At 65.6% G+C, this 21,157-nt stretch carries 13 protein-coding genes; 8 read left to right on the forward strand and 5 right to left on the reverse strand.

Going from position 1 to position 21,157, the window contains the following annotated elements; genetic code table 11:
* The first annotated feature begins 13 nt into the window (after nt 1–13).
* From IPL75_17355 to IPL75_17365, 3 genes are read left to right on the forward strand one after another with little or no spacing between them, the layout of a single operon-like run.
* On the forward strand, nt 14–1,030 hold the full coding sequence (locus IPL75_17355; GenBank protein ID MBK9241965.1) for a GNAT family N-acetyltransferase: 1,017 nt from the start codon (nt 14–16) through the stop codon (nt 1,028–1,030).
* A complete protein-coding gene (locus IPL75_17360) occupies nt 1,027–1,959 on the forward strand; it encodes an NAD-dependent epimerase/dehydratase family protein (GenBank protein MBK9241966.1) in 933 nt (310 codons plus the stop codon). Before IPL75_17355 ends, IPL75_17360 begins: the two co-directional genes overlap by 4 nt.
* Nucleotides 1,956–2,912: a glycosyltransferase family 2 protein gene (locus IPL75_17365; protein ID MBK9241967.1), complete on the forward strand. Its 957-nt coding sequence runs from the start codon at nt 1,956–1,958 to the stop codon at nt 2,910–2,912. Before IPL75_17360 ends, IPL75_17365 begins: the two co-directional genes overlap by 4 nt.
* On the opposite strand, the gene IPL75_17370 is transcribed toward IPL75_17365, so the two are convergent.
* On the reverse strand, nt 2,909–4,876 hold the full coding sequence (locus tag IPL75_17370) for a hypothetical protein (protein ID MBK9241968.1): 1,968 nt from the start codon (nt 4,874–4,876) through the stop codon (nt 2,909–2,911). The two genes, IPL75_17365 and IPL75_17370, sit on opposite strands and share 4 nt — an antisense overlap.
* A gap of 76 nt (nt 4,877–4,952) precedes the next feature.
* Here IPL75_17370 and IPL75_17375 point away from each other — a divergent pair, with 76 nt between their 5' ends.
* Both IPL75_17375 and pbpC read left to right on the forward strand, forming a co-directional pair.
* A complete protein-coding gene (locus IPL75_17375; GenBank protein ID MBK9241969.1) occupies nt 4,953–10,760 on the forward strand; it encodes a hypothetical protein in 5,808 nt (1,935 codons plus the stop codon).
* Nucleotides 10,761–10,912: 152 nt separating this feature from the next.
* A complete protein-coding gene (gene pbpC, locus IPL75_17380) occupies nt 10,913–13,249 on the forward strand; it encodes a penicillin-binding protein 1C (protein MBK9241970.1) in 2,337 nt (778 codons plus the stop codon).
* 314 nt (nt 13,250–13,563) lie between these two features.
* Here the strand turns inward: pbpC and IPL75_17385 are convergent, their stop codons facing one another.
* Nucleotides 13,564–14,667, reverse strand: coding sequence for a zinc-binding dehydrogenase (locus IPL75_17385; protein ID MBK9241971.1), 1,104 nt, complete (start codon nt 14,665–14,667; stop codon nt 13,564–13,566).
* A gap of 35 nt (nt 14,668–14,702) precedes the next feature.
* Here IPL75_17385 and IPL75_17390 point away from each other — a divergent pair, with 35 nt between their 5' ends.
* Together IPL75_17390 and IPL75_17395 are read left to right on the forward strand one after the other, a co-directional pair.
* On the forward strand, nt 14,703–16,043 hold the full coding sequence (locus IPL75_17390) for an amidase (protein MBK9241972.1): 1,341 nt from the start codon (nt 14,703–14,705) through the stop codon (nt 16,041–16,043).
* The gene (locus IPL75_17395; GenBank protein MBK9241973.1) at nt 16,025–16,444 is read left to right on the forward strand and encodes a rhodanese-like domain-containing protein; all 420 of its coding nucleotides are present in this window, start codon (nt 16,025–16,027) and stop codon (nt 16,442–16,444) included. Before IPL75_17390 ends, IPL75_17395 begins: the two co-directional genes overlap by 19 nt.
* A gap of 69 nt (nt 16,445–16,513) precedes the next feature.
* Here the strand turns inward: IPL75_17395 and IPL75_17400 are convergent, their stop codons facing one another.
* Both IPL75_17400 and IPL75_17405 read right to left on the reverse strand, forming a co-directional pair.
* On the reverse strand, nt 16,514–16,726 hold the full coding sequence (locus IPL75_17400; protein MBK9241974.1) for a hypothetical protein: 213 nt from the start codon (nt 16,724–16,726) through the stop codon (nt 16,514–16,516).
* Nucleotides 16,727–16,732: 6 nt separating this feature from the next.
* A complete protein-coding gene (locus tag IPL75_17405; protein ID MBK9241975.1) occupies nt 16,733–17,764 on the reverse strand; it encodes a zinc-binding dehydrogenase in 1,032 nt (343 codons plus the stop codon).
* 98 nt (nt 17,765–17,862) lie between these two features.
* On the opposite strand from IPL75_17405, the gene IPL75_17410 reads away from it, so the two are divergent.
* Complete coding sequence (locus IPL75_17410; protein ID MBK9241976.1) at nt 17,863–19,503, forward strand: hypothetical protein; 1,641 nt, start codon at nt 17,863–17,865, stop codon at nt 19,501–19,503.
* Here the strand turns inward: IPL75_17410 and IPL75_17415 are convergent.
* The gene (locus tag IPL75_17415; protein MBK9241977.1) at nt 19,478–21,154 is read right to left on the reverse strand and encodes a hypothetical protein; all 1,677 of its coding nucleotides are present in this window, start codon (nt 21,152–21,154) and stop codon (nt 19,478–19,480) included. The two genes, IPL75_17410 and IPL75_17415, sit on opposite strands and share 26 nt — an antisense overlap.
* Between the last annotated feature and the right edge of the window lie 3 nt (nt 21,155–21,157).

Here is a 21,157-nt window from a genome sequence, read left to right on the forward strand (position 1 = left end):
ACACCAGGCGTTGGTGACGGATGAGGCATGGCACACACTGGCCCGAAGCCGCGGGGCCGGCCTGTTCCACTCGCCGCCGTGGCTCTGCGCCGTTTCGGATGCGTACGGCTTCGACATTCGCGCCAGTGTGATGCTCAACCCGGCCGGTACGCCAATCGCCGGCATCCCGTACTGCGAACTCGACGACCTTGCCGGCCGCCGAATCGTCAGCGTGCCCTTCTCCGACAGTTGCGACCCCTTGTTCTCATCGATCGACGAATGGCAGACGATGTTCGCGGCGCTGCAGACGAGAGGGCTTCCCATACACCTCCGCTGCCTGTTTGAACAGCGAGTGATCGCGGACGGCGCACTCACGGTGACCAAGCGGGCGCGCTGGCACAGACTGGCTCTCACCGGCTCACGTGACGCGATCTGGCAGGCCGTCGCCCCCGCCACGCGCCGCGCGATCCGCCGTGCCGAAGCCGCCGGCGTGGAGATCCGGCCAATGGCCGGCCACGCCGACAGGGACGCGTTCCACCGCATGCACGTCGCCCTGCGAAAAACAAAATATCGCCTGCTCGCGCAGCCCTTGCGCTTCTTTGAGGCCATTGAGCAACGGTTCCAGGCCATCGGCGGCTGGCACTCGCTGGCGGCCTGGCGCGACGAGCGCATGATCGCGGCCACCGTCTATCTGCGCTGGGGCGATGTGCTCTATTACAAGTTCAACACCTCGGCGCTTGATGGCCTCGATGTACGGCCCAACAACCTGCTTGTCTGGGAAGGCATCAAACTCGCGAAGGCACTCGGCTGCTCCGCGCTCGACCTTGGGCCAAGCGACGACGACCAGCCGGGACTGATACGTTTCAAGGCCGGCTTCGGGGCCGAAGGCTCAGAGCTTCGGTTCCTCAGGTGGACGCCGCCGGGCTGGCAACCGGATCGATTGGAGACCAGGAAGATGTTCGGCGAGATGACACAACACTTCACGGAAGCCGCGGTGCCCAACGACATCACGGCACGGGCTGGGACTCTGCTGTACAGGTTCTTTGCATGACAGCACTCGTTACAGGCGGCACGGGATTTCTGGGATCACACCTGGTGCGACGCCTGGTGCGCGATGGTTATGAGGTCCACGTGCTCGTCAGGAATCAGTCCAACTTCTGGCGGCTCCAGGACGTTCGCTCGCAGATCCAGTGTCACACGGGCGCGCTCGAAGATCCGGAGTCACTGCGCACCGTGATGGCGGCCGCACGGCCTGACTTCATTTTTCATCTTGCGTCGGCCACGGTGGTGGCCGGAAGCGCGGCGGCGTCAGAGGAACTGGTGCGCGTCAACCTTGGAGGGATCGTCAACCTCCTCGACGCATGCGCCGGCGTCAACTATTCGGCGTTTGTCACCGCCGGGGATTCATTTGAGTACGCCCCAAGCACGGCGCCACTGGTCGAAACCTCGTTCCCCCAACCGATCAATCTCCACGGCATCACCAAACTCGGCTCGACGCTGTACGCGCAGTCGATCGCAGCCACGCAGCACCGGCCGGTGGTGGCTCTGCGGCTCTTCTCCACGTACGGCCCATTCGACCACCCACGGCGCCTTGTGCCGCGGGTCATCGCGGGCGCGCTCTCGGGTCAGCCGCTGTCGCTCTCGCGGCCAGGTATCGTGCGCGACTGGGTCTTCGTGGACGACATGGTGGATCTGTTTGTCCAGGCTGCGCAGAATGCGGGTCGTCTCGCGGGCCGCGTGTTCAACGCCGGCTCCGGCATTGCGGTGGACCTTGGCGAGATTGTGGACACGGTGCTTCGCCTCACGGGGTCCAGCGCCCAACCGCAGTGGGGTGTCTTTCAGGCACCCGAACACGACGACCACCCGTGGGTGGCAGACACCACGCAGACATTTGAACAACTTGCGTGGCGTCCGACAACATCTCTTGAAGAGGGTCTGCAGGCCACGATCGAATGGACCAGGGGACGTCCGGCGACGTGAGTGCTCCGCTCGTCAGCGTCGTCATCACCAGCTGCAACACCGGCCGCTACCTGCCGGAGACGCTGGATTCGGCGCTCGCCCAGACCCACCGCCCCATCGAAGTCATCGTGGTGGATGACGGCTCCACTGATGACACGGCGCGCCGGGTCGAGCCCTATCTCGATCGGATCCGGTTCATCCAGCGTTCGCACGGCGGCCTGGCGGCCGCGCGCAACCAGGGCATTGCGGCGGCGCGGGGCGCATTCGTCGCCCTGCTGGACGCAGACGATTTGTGGGTGCCGGAAAAACTCTCGGTGCAGGTGGAGATCGCGCAGCGTCTACCGGCGTCCGGCATGGTGGCGTGTGACGGCGTGGAATTCGGCTCGCCCTCGAGCCGGCCGTATCTCCTCTCGGGCGCGGCCGCGGCCGCACTTCGACGAACACGATCGGGCGAAGTCACGGCCGACTTCCATCGCGCGTTCATTGACCACGTCGGCCTGCGTTGCCCGGCGCAGACCCTGATTCCACGCGCGGTCCTCGAACACATCGGGCCGTTCGGCGACTTCGACGCGCAGGACTACGACTATTACCTCCGCCTCAGCGCGCGGTATCCAGTCACCTTCCACGCGCACTCACTCGTGCGGTGGCGCGATCGCGAGGACAGCATGTCGGGGCGCCGGTCAAGGCGCGACCTGACCTGGACACGCCAGCGTCTGGTGGTGCTGCGGTCGCAGGCGCGCCTCCGCGCCCAGCGATATCCAGCGGCGCTCGAGCGGCAACTGATATTCTCGCGGGCCGAGGCCGCGTTCCACTACGCGGCACTGGGCAGCAAGCGGTATGCCTTCCGAGCGCTGCGGATGCTCCTCGCACGGCAACCCTGGCCACCAACCGCGCTGCCGTTTCTGGTCGCGACCATGACGCCTCACGCCGCCCGCCGCGTCCATTGGCTCTGGAGCCGTTACGGCCGAAGCTAGAACCTCTTGATGATGAGCGTGGGTCCCGGGGGATAGACCTTGACGCTCAGGTCCTTGAACGTTGTATTCACACCATCCCGGGCAGTCACGCGAAAGACATAGTCTCCAATTGCCGTCAGCCCGCTCACCGCAGACCCGACCTTGTTGGGCGTGGCAATCACCACGTTGGCGCCACCGGGTTGGCTGATCACGCTCCACGTGACAGTGGTGGAATTCCCATCGATATCAACCACGCCGCTTCGCAGCCCGGTGCTGCTGGCCGGCCACGTGATGACATCGGGCTCCCGCTGGTGAACGGAGTGAATGATCGGCGCGGCATTCACCGCGTGACTCCGGAGGAACACCTCGCGTGTGACCTTGTGGGGGCCGTCGGACACATCCACCGCAAACACGTATTCACCCGGCACGGTCAATCCGGACACCGACGTGGAGGCCCCCTGTGGCCCGGCAAACGTGACGGCCGCACCCTGTGGCGCGGTCAGCGTACGCCAGACAAAGGTCAGCGTGTCCCCGTCAGGATCAGTCGCAGAAGCCGACAGCGTGGTGCGCGTCTCTCCGGCCCACCCCTTCAAGAACCGCAGGGACGACTTCCAGTTCGTCACAACCGGCGACAGATTGGCGGCGGTACGCGGATACACCGTGAGGACCGTATTGGCCGGCAGTTCCACGGTCAGGGCCTGGCCGCTTGCCACCGTGCGTGGCGCCATTTCCTGGCTCTCAGACTGATAGACAGAGCGGCTTACACCATACAGCCCAGGCGCCAGGCCGTAGATCTCGGCGGTGGTGGGAACCGAGCCAGAGATCAGAACGGCGGTCGTCTGGTTCTGTCGTTCAAACGCCAGCGCGCGCACACTCGCCGTGTTGCTCGACGCGCCGATCCGCACGGCGCCAGGCCGGACGTACTTCATGATCTGGCGAAAGCTCCAGAAGCGCTCGTGCCGGGTGAATGAATGCCCGTCGGCATCCACCGAATAGAGCGCGCTACGATCGGGCTCGGCGCCAAATCCCACCATGGTGAACGACGCGCCCCAGCGCGACACGCCGCCAATCACCAGGTCGTCATACAGCCCTTGCACCGTGGCCAAAAGGCCGTCCTGCTCGGTCTGCCCCACGGGAATGCCCCGGGCCTGCGCCAGTTCCAGGATCGACGCGCGGTAAGGGTCGTCCACGCCGTACTTGTGGTACGTGATCATCCCGACATGCCGCCAGAAGTCGTTGTCATTGCGCAACGGGGCAATCTGCAGTTGCCACGCCATCCGGGGATCAAACGCCTCGGGGAACTGGATCCGTGTCGCGTAACCGGCCTGGGTCATCCGCTCGCCCAATGCCTTGACGATGGGGGCGATGAAGGCGGCATTGGCGTAGGTGGACGCGGCAAACTGCGGCTCGTTGATCACGGCGACTGAAGCCACGTCAATCGCGTGCTGCTCTTTCAGATATTTGACCGCCGTGAACAGGTACTCGGCCCATTCGGCCGGACTGTTCTGCAGCCAGGCCGGCGTGCCGTTGGGCCCGAAATTTCCCATCGAGAGGTAAATGTGAAAGCGCTCGCCGTTGGCCTCAACCCTGCGCTTCAGGGGAAGCAAGTCGCGTTGGGCCACCAGGTCGAGCCACGCGAAATTGAACCCCGCGGGATCCGCGACGAGCGGGTCGGCATTGTCGTTGACCGGCTCCCACAGGCGATCTGGCGGGTGGTGGTGCGACAGGATTCGGAGCGAATTGAACCCGAAGACATCGACCGCATCGTCATACAGCTGATCGAACAGCTTGACCGGGTACGGGTCGAGCATGGTGGACATCTGCTCACCGGTCGGTGATTGGTCGGCGCCCCACCCGAGGATGGTCTGGTGCCGGTCGGAGCGGTCCACCGTGATGACGACCCGCTCCACGAGGCGGTCGCCGGTGGCGGACGTGCCGGCCACACACATCAACAGCAGAATCCAGAACGAACTCCGGCGCGCCATACCGTCCCTCCTGAATAGCCCCTGTTTCATTGTATTTCGCTTCATCGGTCCTTCGTGCCTTCTTCTACACTGTCGTATGCGACGCCTTGCCTCTGTTTGCCTGTTGTTCTTCACGTTTGCTTTCGTCAGCCATGCGCAGAACACGCCGCTGACGGTTCTTGAAGCCGGGCCCACCGGACCGCTGGCGCAACTCACCGATGCCAACGAGGTGCGGATCATTTTTTCGGAACCCATGGTGGCCCTGGGGCGGGTGCCGTCCAACCCCCAGATTCCGTGGGTGACGATCACGCCCCGTGTCGTCGGCGCGTTCCGATGGTCTGGGACGACGATTCTGATCTTCACGCCGGATCCGGCCGCGCCGGTGCCGTATGCCACCAGGTTCACGGTCACGGTAGATGCCAATGCGACAAGCGCAGGCGGCCGCAGGCTGGGCACACCGTACCGATTCGAATTCACGACGCCGACGGTGCAGCTGACATCCGCGCGCTGGTATCGCAAGAACCAGCGCGCCAACAGTCCCGTGGTGATCGCCTTGCAATTCAACCAGCGGGTGCGTCCCGCGGATGTGCTGGCGCACGTGAAGGCACGGCACGAGGCGCACGAATGGGAGGCGCCTGCCTTCAACGAACGCGAACTGGCGCGAATGAAGTCAGGCGACCCTGCCGGACTCGCCGCGTTTCAGGCGAAGGTGGCGGCCACACGCCGCACCACGCAATCCATGGCCCCGGTCGCGCTGCGACTGGCGCCGGACTGGGACCGTCAGCGTTTTCCGCCCAGCGATTCCCTGGTGATGGTTGAGAGCGTGACGGTGCCGGCACCGGGTGCGTGGATCGCGATCACCGCCGATGCCTCCATGCCCAGCCCAGCGGGTCGGGAGGTGCGCGGTGAGCCGTCGATCAGTGTGGTGGAGCTTGACGACGCGTTTTTCGCGCGACCCATGCCGTGCACGGACGGCTGCGATCCGTCGGGGTGGAATCCCGTGCGGTTCACACGGCCGGTCGCCAGGCGAGCGTTCTCCGCCGGCCTGACGATTCGCGACATCACCGATCCGGCGCGTGAATCGCCTGTGACCAAACCAACGACTTCCACGCCGCCGGTCGACGCCGAATCCGAAGCCGATCGCGCGTACAACGTGGAAGATGGCGGGTTCGAGCGACAGGCGCCCGCCAGGACCTGGCGGCTGCGCCTGGACCCGACGCTCCGCTCCGAGGACGGCCAGACGCTGGGGTATACATGGATCGGTATCGTCGACAACCAGCACGAACAGGCGTTCGTCAGCTTCGGCGACGGCCATGGCGTGTGGGAAAAGAGCAGTGGGCCCATCCTGCCCTTCTCGTCGAGGAACTTTCGGTCGGTCACACAGTGGCTCTCTCGCGTGAGTCTCGACACGCTGATGCCCACACTCTACTCACTGCAGAACGACAATTTCAGGACGGCGCGGACCGGCCCGGGCACGGCGCGGAACCTGACCGTGAGACCCGACGCAATCCAGGCGCACGGCATCGACCTGACGCCGGTCCTGTCGGCCGGAGGTACGGGACTGGTGCACGCCACGGTCATGCCGGGCACGCCGATTGATCGCGTGGCCGGGCGATCGGATCCCGATGCCGTCAGGACCAACGACTCGCCGCGTTCGACGATCGTGCAGGCCACCAATCTCGGCCTGACGGTGAAGGACAGCCCGCAGAACACGCTGGTCTTTGTCACGAGTCTCGATACGGGTGCGCCCGTCGCACAGGCGCGCATCTCCATCGTCAACCTGAAGAACGTCCGGGTCTGGCAGGGGATGACAAACGCCGACGGCATTGCGATGGCTCCTGCCCTGCCGATACGCGACGCCAACGCCTGGGAGCTGCAGTTTATTGTCACCGCCGAGAAGGACGGCGATGTGGCGTACGTCGGATCGGACTGGAATGAAGGCATCCACCCCTGGGCCTTTGATCTGCAATACGCGATTGAAGAAGCTACGCCGTTGTTGCGTGGCTCGGTCTTCACCGATCGCGGCGTCTACAAGCCCGGCGAAGAGATCCACGTCAAGGCGATCGTCAGATCCGACACGCCGAATGGCATTCGCGCGTTGCCTGCGGGTACGGCCCTGAGCGTACGGACGCACGACAGCCGCGACCGCCTCGTGGACGAGCGCACGATTCGCCTGAACACCTGGAGCAGTGCTGAGTGGACCTGGGCCGTGCCGGCCGCCTCGGCGTTGGGAAACTACCGCGTCGAGGTGGAATGGCCGGAAGCCGGAGCACCTGCCGCTGTGGACGGGACGCGGCAGACCAACTACCTGCGCACGATTGGCGGGGATTTCCTGGTGGCTGCGTACCGCAAACCCGATTTCAGGGTGGATGCCACGCTCACCGCCGACGCACCCATTGCGGGCGCCACCTTGCGGGCGTCGGCCACCGCACAGTACCTGTTCGGCAGTGCACTTGCGTCTCGACCGATCCGGTGGACGGTGACCAGGCAGCCGGAATACGGCGTGCCGGCGAGCATTCGTAATCGGTACCCGGAGGAACGGTTCGACTTCGGCGCACCCGCGCGGAATCTGCCGAGCGATGTCACTGTGGCGGGCGACACCGCTGCGGTTGATGCTGCCGGCCTTTTCTCAACCACGGTCACGCTCGATCGCACGGCAGACCTGGCGTTGCGCTACACGTTTGAAGCGGAAGTCGAAGATGTCTCACGGCAGCGGATCGCCAATCGCGCCTCACTCGTGATCCATCCGGCGGCCTTTTACGTCGGCCTCGGTGTGCGCGACCGATTCGTCAACGCCAGCGACGGCGCGTCGGTGGCCGTGGTGGCCGCCGATGTGAATGGCCGCGCGGTCCCCGGCGCGCAGGTCACGGTCGCACTCATCCGCGAGCAATGGAATTCCGTGCGAACGGCGCAAGGTCAGGGATTCTACGAGTGGGAGACCACCCGCACCGAAGTTCCCGCAGGCTCGTGGACCGTCACGACCGGTGCCGAGCCGGTGAACCTGGCCATTCCGGTGCCCGAAGGCGGATCGTATGTGATCCGAGCCACAGCCCAGGACGCAGAAGGCCGGAGCACGCGGACCGAGAGTGCGTTCTACAGTCTGGGCAGCGGTTACACCGCCTGGCAACGCTTCGACCACAACCGGATCACGCTCACACCGGAACGACAGACATGGAAGGTGGGCGAACGCGCGCGCGTGATGATCGAATCGCCGTGGGATACCGCCACCGCGCTCTTGACCGTGGAGCGCGAGGGCGTGCGCAGTCATCAGCGATTCACGCTGACGTCCACCCAACAGACCGTGGAGATTCCCATCACCGAAGACGAGATTCCGAACATCTACGTCTCGGTATTGCTCATCCGGGGCCGCACCTCCAACGACTTCGGCCAGGATGGCAGTGACCCAGGCAAGCCCGCGTTCCGCCTTGGCTATACCCAACTCAAAGTCGAAGACGCGACCAAGCGGCTGTCCGTGGCCGTGTCTGCCGACCGCCCTGAGTATCGCCCGGCCAGCAGCGCCCGGGTCTCGGTGAAAGTGGCCGACGCGGCCTCGCGTGGCGTGGCGAGCGAAGTGACGTTGTGGGCGGTGGACTACGGCGTGCTCTCGCTCACCGGCTACCAGGCACCCGACGTGGCAAGCGCGGTGTATCAGGCGAAGGCGTTGCAGGTGATGACGGCCGACAGCCGGCAGCGCATCGTGTCGCGCCGCGTGCTGACGCCAAAGGGCGCGGACGCAGGCGGTGGTGGCGGTCTGGAAAATGTGCGGCAGGACTTTCGTCCTCTCGCGTTCTGGCTCGGCTCGGTGGTGACAAACGCGGACGGCACGGCCACCACCGAAGTGAAGCTGCCGGACTCGCTGACCACATACCGGATCCTGGCGGTGGCCGGCGATACCGCATCGCGGTTCGGCTCGGGCTCCGCCGAGATGAAAGTCAGCAAGCCCGTGACCATGCTCGGCGCGTTTCCGAGATTCCTGAGCCTGGGAGACACCGCCACCTTCGGCGCGGTGGTGACCAACACGTTGACCGCCGGCGGCGACGCCCGCGTCACGATTCGCAGCCTCGACCCGTCGATCGTGGAGGTCACGGGATCAGCGGCGCAAAATCTAACCCTGGCCGCCGGCGGCAGCGCGAACGTGCGCTTCGCGGCTGCGGCCCGTCGCGTCGGCCTGGCGCGACTGCAGATGACCGTGACGCTGGGAGCCAATACAGACGCCTTTGAGGCGACAGTGCCGGTGACCGCGCTCACGCGCCTTGAAACCAGCGCCGCCTTCGGCGACACCACCGATCGTTCAGCGATCCCATTTGAGGTGCCGGCCGGTGTGGCGCCAACCACGGGAAGCCTGTCGATCGATTGGGCATCCACCGCAATGGTCGGCCTCGGCACCGGCGCCCGGTACCTGGTGAACTACCCCTACGGGTGCGCCGAACAGAAGGCGTCCGCCGCGATGGCGTTCCTGCTGGCCGCAGACCTTGGGTCGGCATTTTCCCTGGGCGAGATCAACCCGGCCGACTACCGGGCGCGCGCCGTGCGGCTGCTGCAGGAACTCGCCACGTTTCAGGCCACGGACGGAGGCTTCAGCCTCTGGCCAGGCATGGGTTCCGACCCCTACCTGACGGGATACATCCTCCATGTCATGAAGGTCGGGCAGGATCTGGGCGTCGCACCAGAGGCGGCCGTGGTGGAACGCGCGCTCGACTACATGACGCAAGTACTGGCGCAACCGGCTCCGGCCCAGGTGCAGTGGATCCCGATCTGGGCCGCCTCGCAGGCCTTCGGCGTGAAGATGCTCGCCGAGTTCGGGCGCGATCAGGATTCGAACATCACCCGCCTGGTGGGCGTGGCCGACCGCATGCCGGTGTTCGCCTTGTCGTACCTGCTCGACGCGATGGCGGCGACAAAAGACCGGGGACCGCGTTATGTCGCCACACTCGCGCGTGTCTCCAACGCGCTGCGTGTGGAGGGCGACCAGACCCACGTGCAGGAGTTGAACGAGGACGCACTCGGCTGGATTTGGCACTCGAACATCAGGTCGACGGCCATCGTGCTGAGCGGCATGGCGCGGCGCCAGGACGCGCCGGTGATGGTCCCCGGCCTTGTGCGATGGCTCAACCTGGCGCGCAAGAATGGCCACTGGGGCAGCACCCAGAACAACGCCACCACGCTTGAAGCCATGGTGCGGTACTACCGCGCGTTTGAATCCGAAGTCCCCGACATGACCGCCACCGCGGCCATCGGCGAACGAACCGTGGGGACCGCAAGGTTCCAGGGTCGATCGCTTGTGGCCCAGGAGCTTCGACTGGCCATGCCCGACCTGCTGCGCCTGGCCGCGGCCGGCTCCACCACCCAACTCACGATGAGCAAGGCCGGCACCGGCCGGCTCTACTACGCCACCCGATTCCAGTACGCCCTCCAGCAGGCGTTACCGGCGCTTGACCAGGGCATCCGCGTGGAGCGCCGCTACGAGACGTTTGTGGAGAATGGCGACGGCCGCGTCGACACGTCGTTCAGCGCCGGCGATCTCGTCCGAGTCGTCCTGCGTGTGACGCTGCCGAAAGAACGTCGATACGTGGCGGTGACCGATCCGGTGCCCGCAGGCTTCGAGGCCGTGGACGGCTGGTTCCGCACAACGGCATCCGATCTGGCGCGCGAGTCGTCAGGGTCGGGCGACGACGGCGCAAGTTGGTGGCGGCGCTGGCAGCGTGGCGGATTCGACCATGTCCAGAAGTTCGACGACCGCGTCGTGATCTTCGCCACGCGGCTGAGCGACGGCACACACGAGTATTCGTACCTCGTGCGCGCCACCACGTCAGGCACCTTCACGGCACAAGGCACCTGGGCCGAGGAAATGTATGCGCCCGAGGTCAATGGGCGCAGCGCTCCGGCGACGGTGGTCATCAGGTGACCATGTCAATTAGGAACTGGGGAACTTAGGAAATGGGGAACTGGGGAACTGGGGAAATTAGGAACTGGGGAAATTGGGGACTGGGGAAGTTGCGTCGGCTGCTTCCCTACTTCGCTACTTCCCTACTTGTTTGCCTCCTCCTACTTTCCTGGTTGCGCCTGGGGGCGCTGCCCGACGCGTTCACTACGCCTGACGCTGGCGCGCCTTCGGTCACGCTGGTAGACCGTCATGGGGAGATGCTGTACGAAACGCGTTCGGGCACCGGCATGCGAGCGGCGCCGCTCGTGCCGGGGGCAATTCCCCCGGTCGTTGCTGCGGCGACACTGGCGGCAGAAGACCGGCGCTTCGCGTCCCACTGGGGCGTCGACCCGCTCTCCATCGTCCGCGCCGCAGTCGCGAATGTCCGCGCCTTGAGAGTGGTGCAGGGCGGCTCGACGATCACCCAGCAAGTGGTGTCGCTCGTCGAAGCTCGACACGGACGTCCGCAGGCGCGCACCATTGGACAGAAGATCCGCGAAGCGGTGATCGCATTCCGGCTGGAGCATCACTGGTCCAAGGATCAAATCCTCGCGCGATACCTGGAACTCGCACCGTACGGCAATCAGGTGGAAGGCATCACCCGCGCCAGCACGTTCTATTTCAACCGGCCAGTGTCGGACCTCACGCCGGCCCAGGCCGCGTATCTTGCCGCGCTGCCCCAGCAGCCCAGCCGCTTTAACCCGCGCCGCAACCTGGCGCGTGCCCTGCCGCGTCAGCAGCGCATCCTCGCCGCGATGGAGGACGCCGGGGCGCTGTCGGCCGTAGACGCGCGGATTGCGCGCGACGAACGCATCACGATTGAACGGCCCGCCCAGACGCTCATCGCCCCGCACTTCGTCCAGCGCGTCCTCGCGCTGTCCGCCAGCAGTTCCGCCAGTTCCGTCAGTTCCGTCAGTTCCGTCAGTTCCGCCAGTTCCGCCAGTCACATTGTCCGCACCTCGCTGGACGCGCCGCTGCAGCGCAGCATCCTTGGCATTGTGCGGGCGCATCGCGCGATGCTGAAGGTTCACGATGCCAATAACGTGGCCATCGCGGTGATCGACAACCGGACGGGTCAGTGGCTGGCGTGGGAAGGATCGGGCGACTACTTCGATGAGGACCATGGCGGCGCCATTGATGGCGTGGTGTCGCTGCGGCAGCCGGGTTCCGCGCTCAAGCCGTTCACCTACGCGGCCGCCTTCGAGGCGGGGTGGCATCCGGGCCGGGTGTTGCCGGACATTCCGAGCCAGTTCGCGACCGCGGAACCCGGCATCCTCTATCGGCCGCGAAATTATGATGGCCGGTTTCGTGGACCGCTCCGCGCCAGACTCGCGCTGGCCGGTTCTGAAAACGTACCGGCAGTGGCGCTGGCGTCAGCCATCGGCGTGCCGGCGGTCGCCAATGTGTTGCGCCGGTCCGGCCTCTCGACGCTCGACAAGACGGCGGCCCACTACGGCCTCGGCCTGACGCTTGGAAACGCGGAGGTCAGACTCGACGAACTGGTGGCGGCCTACGCGATGATCGCGCGCGGAGGCGTGGCGGTCACACCGACGTTCAGCGGAGATCAGCCGGTCGGCGAGGCCGTGCCCGCGCGCGTGCTCTCGAGCCGCGCGGCGTTCTGGATTGGCGACATCCTCTCGGACCGCGATGCGCGCGAGTACATCTTCGGTGAAGGCAGCAGTCTCGACTTCCCGTTCGCGGTCGCGGCGAAGACTGGAACGTCGCAGGCGTATCACGACAACTGGACCATTGGCTTCACCCGCGATGTCACCGTCGGCGTCTGGGTGGGCAACTTCGACCGCACGCCGCTGCGGCAGTCATCAGGCGTCACCGGCGCCGGCCCAATCTTCCGCGACGTGATGCTCGCCGCCGTCGAGCGCGTTCGCGGCTCGCTGCCGCTCTTTGACCCGGCGCCGCTCTCGGCGCCGCCCGATGACCTGCGCGAGGTCACCCTCTGTGCGCTATCCGGGATGGTCGCCGGCGCCGCCTGCCCCGTCCGCACGCGTGAGTTCCTTCCCGCAGCCGACGCGCCGCACGAGTGCCTCTGGCATCACGCGAGTGACCGTGGCCTGGTGACGGTGTGGCCGGCCGAGTACCGCGAATGGGCCAGATCACTCGGTGTGCCGACGCCAGATGCACCGCTGACGCCACTCCCCGGGTCAGCCCAGGTAAGCCAGACGTCGGTGGCGATGGCGCCGCGACCGCGCGCGGCCGCCGGCGCGCTGGCCATTCACCACCCGCCCGCAGGGGCAACCTACCTCATCGATCCCACTCTTCGCGCCGACTTCCAGACGCTGCCGCTTCGAGCCCGTGGCGCCACAGGACGGGTGGAGTGGTTTGTGAACGACGCACCCGTGGGCGTCTCGCTGGGGGAAGCGCCACTCGCGTGGCCACTCGCGCGCGGCTCCCACACTATCCAGGCGCGTGACGCCAACGGACGCTCAGCGTCCACCCGCATCATCGTCAAGTAAGAGCAAGTCCACCATGAAGTTCCATGAAGCTCCATGAAGGCTGTGACGCTGTCAGAAGCGCGGCGTTGGGTGCCGCCTTTTGGCGGCACTCACGATCGAAGGCGCGTCACGAACGAACACAGCGATGTGACAAAACGACCTCTGAGGTCATTACCGGCAATTTGCAGACGGTAATGACCTCAGAGGTCGTTTTGGTTCTCGGCTGCGTTCGTTCGTGACGCGCCTTCGATCGTGAGGCCCCGGCGGAGCCGGGCCCCCAACGCCGCGCCTTCATGGATCTTCATGTTCTTCATGGTGATAGCTCTAGTGCCAGCCTACCGCCACGGATCCACAAGTGCCTTTGGGATCACCATGGACTCGGCAACCGCGAGGGCGTCGTTGATTTGCCCGAGCCCGTAGGTGCGGGCACCGATCAGGTGCCATGGAATTTCGTGGTGGTAGCGCTCGAGCACCTGTAGGGCGCGCAGGAAGTGCCCCACCTGGCTACCCCAGCAGCCACGGATGTCCAGATGCTTGCGGTTGATATGTTCGTGCGCGTTGATCGTACTGTCGCCCGTGTTGGTGTAGTGACCGGCGATCACATAGGCGCCGCCGTTGCGCGCCATGCGCAGGCCTTCTTCGAACGCGCGAGCGGATCCGGCCGCTTCAATCACAACATCGGCTCCGCGGCCGCCGGTCAGCGCCAGCACTTCTTCAAGCCGCTGTTCGGGCGTCGTCGAGTCAATATTGATGACGACGTCGGCGCCCATCTGGCGTGAGAGGTCCAGACGGCTCTCCGGTGCGCCAATCACAATGACCTGGCCCGCGCCTGCCTTGCGTGCAAGGGCCGCCGCACTCATCCCGACCGCACCCGCGCCTTGGACAACCACCGTATCGCCCAGGACGATCTGTGAGCGTTCGATGATGTGCACGGCCGTCAGCAGTCCGCAGCCGCCGCCGATGTATGACTCGAACGACACGCCGTCAGGCAACTTGGCGACGACGACGCCCGGTTCGAGGTAGACCTTCTGCGCCCAGCCGCCAAACAGCCCTTCGGTCGCCGAATCGGTGATGCCATACACGCGGCGCGACGGACACCGCGTGGGTGTGCGATGCGCGGTGCACGCCAGGCAGCGGCCGCATGTGCGATGCACGTCAAAAAACGCCAGCCTGTCGCCTTCCCGTAGCACGCGCCCCTCGGGATCGGTCAATGTGCCCCTGACAGCGTCGAGGGTTCCGGTCGTCACATGACCGGGAATGATGGGGTACGGCACTCCGGACAGCCGGCCATGCCACAAGTGCACGTCCGTACCGCAGACTTCCGACATCGCGGTGCGTAACAGCGCGCCGCCCTCGGGCAACTCGGGTTCGATGAATTCACGGATTTCGACAGGCACGAGCGGTGCCGGCATGACGGCGGCAAGTACAGTACGTGGCATCGGGTACGATATCCTTCGCCGAAGAGCTTACCCTGATGACGTTGCCCGCCACCATGGTGGATGCCGCCGCTGCGCTTCGCGCCGGCCGGCTCACCGCCACCACACTCGTCGAACGCAGCCTCGAAGCCATCGCCCGGCATGACGGGGCCACGCACGCGTTCATTCGCATCGATGCGGAGGGCGCACATGCAGCCGCGCGAGCGGCTGACGAGGAACGTGCTCGCGGCATCGACCGGGGTCCGCTGCATGGCCTGCCGATTTCGCTCAAAGACCTGATCGACGTCTCGGGCCAGCCGACCACCGCGGGCTCGCGGGTGTTTGCCGATCGTCTGGCCACTGCCGACGCGCCCGTCACCGCGCGATTGCGCCAGGCAGGCGCGGTGCTCATTGGAAAGACGAACCTGCACGAATTCGCGCTTGGCACGACGAGCGAAGATTCGGCGTTCGGCCCGGTGCTCCATCCGGCCGATCACACACGGTCGGCGGGCGGCTCGAGCGGCGGCTCGGCGGTCGCCGTGGCCACCGGCATGGGCCTGGCCTCGGTTGGTACCGACACCGGTGGCTCAATCAGGATTCCGGCGGCGGTCTGTGGTGTGGTCGGACTCAAGCCGTCGCACGGCGAGGTGCCCGTAGACGGCGTGGTCCCCCTCAGCGTGACGTTCGACCATGTGGGTCCGTTGGCTCGGTCGGTGCAGGACGCGGCGTGGTTATGGTCGGTGTTGGCCGCCCGCCCGATCCATACCGTGCATCACGCCGAATTCAGGAGCCTGCGCCTCGGACTTCTCGGCGGATACTTCGCGCATCCGGTGGACCCGCTGGTGGCCACGGCGTTTGCCCGCGCGTGTGACCGCCTCCGCTCGGCTGGCGCTCACATCACGAACGTCACCGTCGACTCCGCGTCCGCCATTACTGAGGCGTACGTGAACATCGTGTTACCCGAAGGTGCTACGTGGCATGCGCCGTGGCTCGACAGCCGGAGCGGTGACTATTCGCCCACAGTGCATGGTCGCCTGATCAGTGGAAGACAGGTTTCCGCAGTGGACTACCTGAGGGCCCGCGCGACATGCGAGAGGCTCCGGCAAGAAGTGGACGCGTTGCTGTCCACCGTCGATGCCCTGATTCTGCCGACGATGCCGATTGTGGCTCCGGTCAGCGGCCAGACCGACGTCACGATTGACGGCACGGGCATGCCCGTGCGCATGGCGATGCTCAAACACACCCAATTGTTCAATATGACCGGACACCCGGCGATCACCCTGCCACTTGAAACCACGGGCTTGCCCGCGGGCTTTCAACTGGTGGGTCGCCTGGGCGCCACTTCGCGGCTGCTCGACATCGCCGCCGCTTGCGAGACCGTATGCCCGTTCCCCCGTTGACCGTCACGGCCGCACTCACCGCCCAGCAGGATGGCGCACTGTACATCGACGTCCGCTCGAGCGCGGAGTACGCGCAAGGGCATCCCACAGGCGCGATCAATGTTCCCCTGCTCGACGCCGACGAAGACACCGGCCAGGTGTTGCCCAACCCCGACTTCGTGCGGGTCATGAAAGCGAACTTCGCGCCCGACGCGCTCCTGCTCATCGGCTGCGAGACAGGCAGCCGTTCGGGTCGCGCCGCGCAGATGCTGGAAGTCTTCGGCTTTGTGAGTGCCGCATGCGTCGCGGGCGGATACGTCGGCTGGTGCGCGGCCGGCCACGCAGTTGAGATGACATCCCCCGAAGGCCGCACCTACGCTGATCTACTCGCAAGGGCCGAAGAGAACTTACACGAGGCGTGAAGGTCTGGAGGAGATCCACTTTCTGTGGTCCTTCAGTTCCTTCATGCCTCGTGTGTTTAAAGGTGTTGCCTAAAGGTACTTGAAGAGGCCCTTGAGGGCTTCGGCGATGACTGAGCCCAACGCCTGCATGGCCGGCCCGACATCACCTTCCGACATCTTGGACACGGCGTCGGCGACGGTCACGGGCGCCGTGAGAAGGAGCCAGACGGTGGCCGCCGCCATCGTGGCCGCGACAAGCCCGACGATCGCTACCAGGCTCACGCTCCAACGCCCAAGGGACATCGCCGGTTAGTCTACAACGAGCACGATCTTGCCGAATTGGTTCCCGGCAGCCAGCCGACGCTGGGCCTCGGCCGCCTCGCGCAGCGGATATGTCGAATCAACAACCGGCGCGTAACGCCCCTGGAAAAACGCCTCGGTGGCCGCCAGCAGTTCCGCTTTGGCTCCCATGTAGGAGCCCGCAAACGTCAACTGGCGCGCAAACAGGTGCCGCAAGTCGAGCGAGACCTCAAACCCGGTTGTCGCGCCGCACGTCACCAGACGGCCACCCCTGGCCAGGGAACGGACGCTCTGGTTCCACGTGGCAGCACCCACGTGTTCGATCACGATATTCACGCCTCGTCCCTCTGTAAGCGCCTTGACGCGCTTGGGCACATCCTCGCGGGTGGAGTCGATCACGTGATCGGCGCCAAGGGCGGTGGCCCGTGCGCACTTGTCTTCGCCACGGGCGGTGGCGAGGACTCGGGCCTGCGCCATCTTCGCAATCTGAATCGCGGCCTGTCCCACGCCGCTGCCGGCCGCGACAACCAGCACCGTGTCGTCAGCAGTCAGGTGGCCGCCGGCAAACAACATGTGCCAGGCGGTCAGAAAGGTCAGCGGAAAGGCCGCGGCACTGACGAAGTCGATACTGTCCGGAATCGGGATGATATTTTCTGCGGGAACGACGATCATCTCGGCGTATCCGCCTTCGGACTGGTACCCCAGCACGTCATAGCGGTCGCATTGATGATCGCGACTCGACAGGCATGCGGGGCAATGTCCACAACTCAGGCCCGGTTGCAGCATGACCCGCTGCCCGACCGCGAAGCCCGCCACGCCTTCGCCCACCTCGGCGACGGTGCCCGCCACGTCGGCGCCGGAGATGTGAGGAAGCGGCAGCGTGACGCGGTCCAGCCCACCGCGCTGCCAGAGATCCAGGTGATTAAGCGCGCACGCAGCGACGCGCACCCGCACGTGGCCCGGACGCGCCACCGGATCGGGAGCGTCCTCGTACACCAGCACCTCTGGCCCGCCGTGAGTGTGGAACCTGACTGCCTTCATGTCTGTTTACAATTTACTATCTTCCCGCCGGTCACCGCTTCCGCATCATCAGCTTGGCGTAGACTTCCCCTCGTCTTGTCTGCGAGCCGAACCAACCGATGAATCGTGGCGCAACGGGTCCGGTCGCACTGTGCTTCTTCGCCCTCACGGCACTGGCCTGCGCGCCCGTCTGGGCCGTGGACTACTTCGTCACGCAGGACGGCCCAGCCCACGCGTACAGCGCGTCGTTGATGCTCAGGCTGCTGGCCGGTGATGCGTCAACCGCTGCGCTCTTTGCCCTCAATCCGTGGACGTTGTCCAACTCGATCGGGCATTGGCTCCTGGTGCTCCTGCTGACGGTGGTCTCACCTTTTGCCGCAACGAAGGTGATGGTCACCCTGACGTATGCCGGTGTCGTCGCAGCGGTGGGATTCCTGCGTTTCACGACAGTGGGCCGCGACGGCCTGCTGACAAGCCTCCTGCTCGGTGCCGCCATCGGATTCAGCTGGCTCTGGCTGGGCGGACTCTACAACTTCCTCATTGGCGCGATCGGTCTCGCCGTGACGCTGGGCCTGTTTTGCCGCTGGACGGATCGACTCGGCCCCGGGCGCGTGTTCAGCCTGTCTGCGCTGCTCCTCCTCGTCTACATCAGCCACATCGTCACCTTCGGTGTGCTGGTGGTGGCGCTGGTTCTGGTGGCCGCACTCAGCGCACCACACGAACGACGACGGGCGTCGGTTGGCGTGATCGTCGCGCTGGTGCCCGTCGTTTTGGTGGCGCTGCTCTACGGTTCGGCCTCTGGCGCGCCGCCCAATGGCGAACCCATGTTCCCGGTCTGGAGGCGCCTGTCCGATCCCTGGTCGATCGTCAGTTGGCTCTCTCACATCCGCACGGCGGATCCCTTCTTCATTCTCAGTCGCCGTGCACTCCCCTTCTCGACTGCCACGTCAGGTGCCTTCGCGGTGTTCACGCCTCTTCTGTGGCTGCTGACCGCGGCCGCGCTGCTGGCATGGGGCACGGTGTCGCGTCCACGGCTTCCGCTTCTTATGGTGTTTGCGTTGTGCGCCCTGGGCGCCGCGTTTGGCCCGGATGATTTCGGCACCAGCCATGGAACGCTGCTGCGCGAGAGGCTCGCGTTCCTCGCCGCCCTACTCTTCGTGCCTCTCTACCGAACCGATGGGGGCAAGAACGTGACTCGCGCCTTGGCACATCTGTGCCTGGCCGGGCTCATCCTGTTTCAGACGACGGCCCTTTGGGAGTACGCGCGCCACACCAATCGCGACGCCACCGAGTTCCTGGCCATCGGGGGCGCGCTCGAGGGGCAGACATCGATCGCGTCGGTGGTGGTGCTTGAGAATGGCCTGAGGTTTCCTTCAAATCCGACGGCCGGGCTCAGCAATTTTCTTGGCATCGGGCGCCCTGTCGTGGTCCTGGACAACTATCAAATCGGCTACAGCCTGTTTCCAGTCGTGGCACAGAGCCCCGACTACCGGCGGTTCGTGTTCGACCTCACGAGTGTCAACGTGCTCGACCAGGCGGACCCGCCGTCTGTCTGGGACGCCAACGTGTCAAAGCTCGGCGCGTTTTTCGCGGCCAACCACTCGAAGATCGAGACCATCCTGGTGTGGAGGCGAAACGCGCAGGTGGAAGCCGTGCTGCAACAATGGTACGAAGCCGAACCGTTCTTCGAGCACGGACGAGGCCGGCTGTACCGGAGGCGGCCGGAATCCGGTGCTACCGGGGGCGCGGCCGTACGCTGAACAGACGAACCAGCGCAAGTCCAACGATCACCACGAACGCCACGCGGAACATGTTCGGCAACAGCAAACCGAACGACCCCTCCAGGTTGACGTTCACGAGCATCAGCGAAAACAGCGCGGCGCGTTCGCCTCGGCCTGCCGAGGCGGACGTGAGCAGCGCCACACTCAGCGCACCCAGCACGCAACCAAACAGGGCCATGCCGAGGGGCATTCCGAACGGCCCCACATTTCGAATCAGGTCCACCGGCGGCGTCGTGGCGTACGAGTTACCGCCATAGTCAAAGTAGAGCAACGAATACGCTCGCGCATCACTCACCTTGGGTTTACCGGGCCATAGCGCTCGCGGGACAAACCCCGTCCAGGTCATCGTCCACATGTTGGCGATGCCGTACTTCGCTTCGAGGTGCTGCAACGTGGGATAGCGAGCGATGGTGACGGACGCATCACTGAGGATATTCAGCCGCTGACCGGCGAGTACCAGCAATCTGGTCACCGGGGTCGCATTGGGATTGCGAAACAACGTCGTCGCGGTCTGGGCGGCGACCTCAAGGTGGCGCTCCAGCGAGGGGGGCGGCAGCGCGGTCGGCCGTGGCGGCGGTGCCGCTTTCGGGGTTCGTCTCGGTGCTGGTGCTGCGGGCGTGACCGCCACCGGAGGCGCGGCAGCAGGTGCAATGGGGCTGGCAGGTGCCGGGGGCGTGGCAGGCACTGGGGGCGTCGCCGGCGCCGTCGAGGGAGCGGCCGCAGCGTCCTTTACTGCCGCCCCAAACGAACCCGCTTCGCCGCCTCTGAGTTGCCTGAACAGAGAGCCATAGGTCATTCCAATGCCGAGGGCCACAAACGCGAGCGCCACGGCCGCAACTCCCTGAACCACCGTCAGTCGTCCTCGCGCGAACCTATAGGCCAGAAGCGCGTGCAGGTACGACAACAACAGCGCGCCCCGATTCCCCAGAATCACCATCGAGGCCACAACGACCAGCAGCGGCACCACCAGAGCCACCACTGGAGGACGTTTCTGTTGCGGTGAAAACCAGCGATACCAGAACAGAAAATGCCCCAACGCCATCAGGAGGCCTGCGTACGACACCGCTGCGTCGAGCGGACCAGGCGGGCGGGGCACCGCGAATCCCACAATGCCGGCGCGGAACGCGCCATAGTTCGCCGCCAGGCCGATCGCGATCACCGCGAGAATGGCCACGAGCGGAATCGTGCCTTCCTTCGGAGGCGCCGGCAGCCATCGCTCAAGGCGCGCTCCAAGGGCGCGCGCCCCCTGCCATTGGCACCCGAGCCGCAGCGCCATGTACCCGATGCCGATGTACGAAAGGGCGAGTGCGCAGGAGGCCACCGGGTCGGCCACAATCGACGGGTAAGGGTAGAGGACGACGCCGGTCGCCAGCAGCGCGCCGCCGACGACGAAGGCCGGAGCGTAGTGCATCCAGCTCAAGAACGTGAGCGGCTCGAACAAGTCGACGGAGCGGGGACGACGAAATGTCCAGGCCACCACGAGCGCGAACGTCGCCACCCAGGGGACAAGCGTCGTCGGATGCGTCGCGGCCACCCATTGAGTGGCGGTTCCAGAAGCGAGCGTGAGCAGCACGAGCGTGAGAGCCGTGGCCGTATGAGATCCGCCTGAGCCGCTATTTGCCGTGATCAAAGG

Source organism: Acidobacteriota bacterium (assembly GCA_016716905.1).
Lineage (GTDB): Bacteria > Acidobacteriota > Vicinamibacteria > Vicinamibacterales > SCN-69-37 > SYFT01.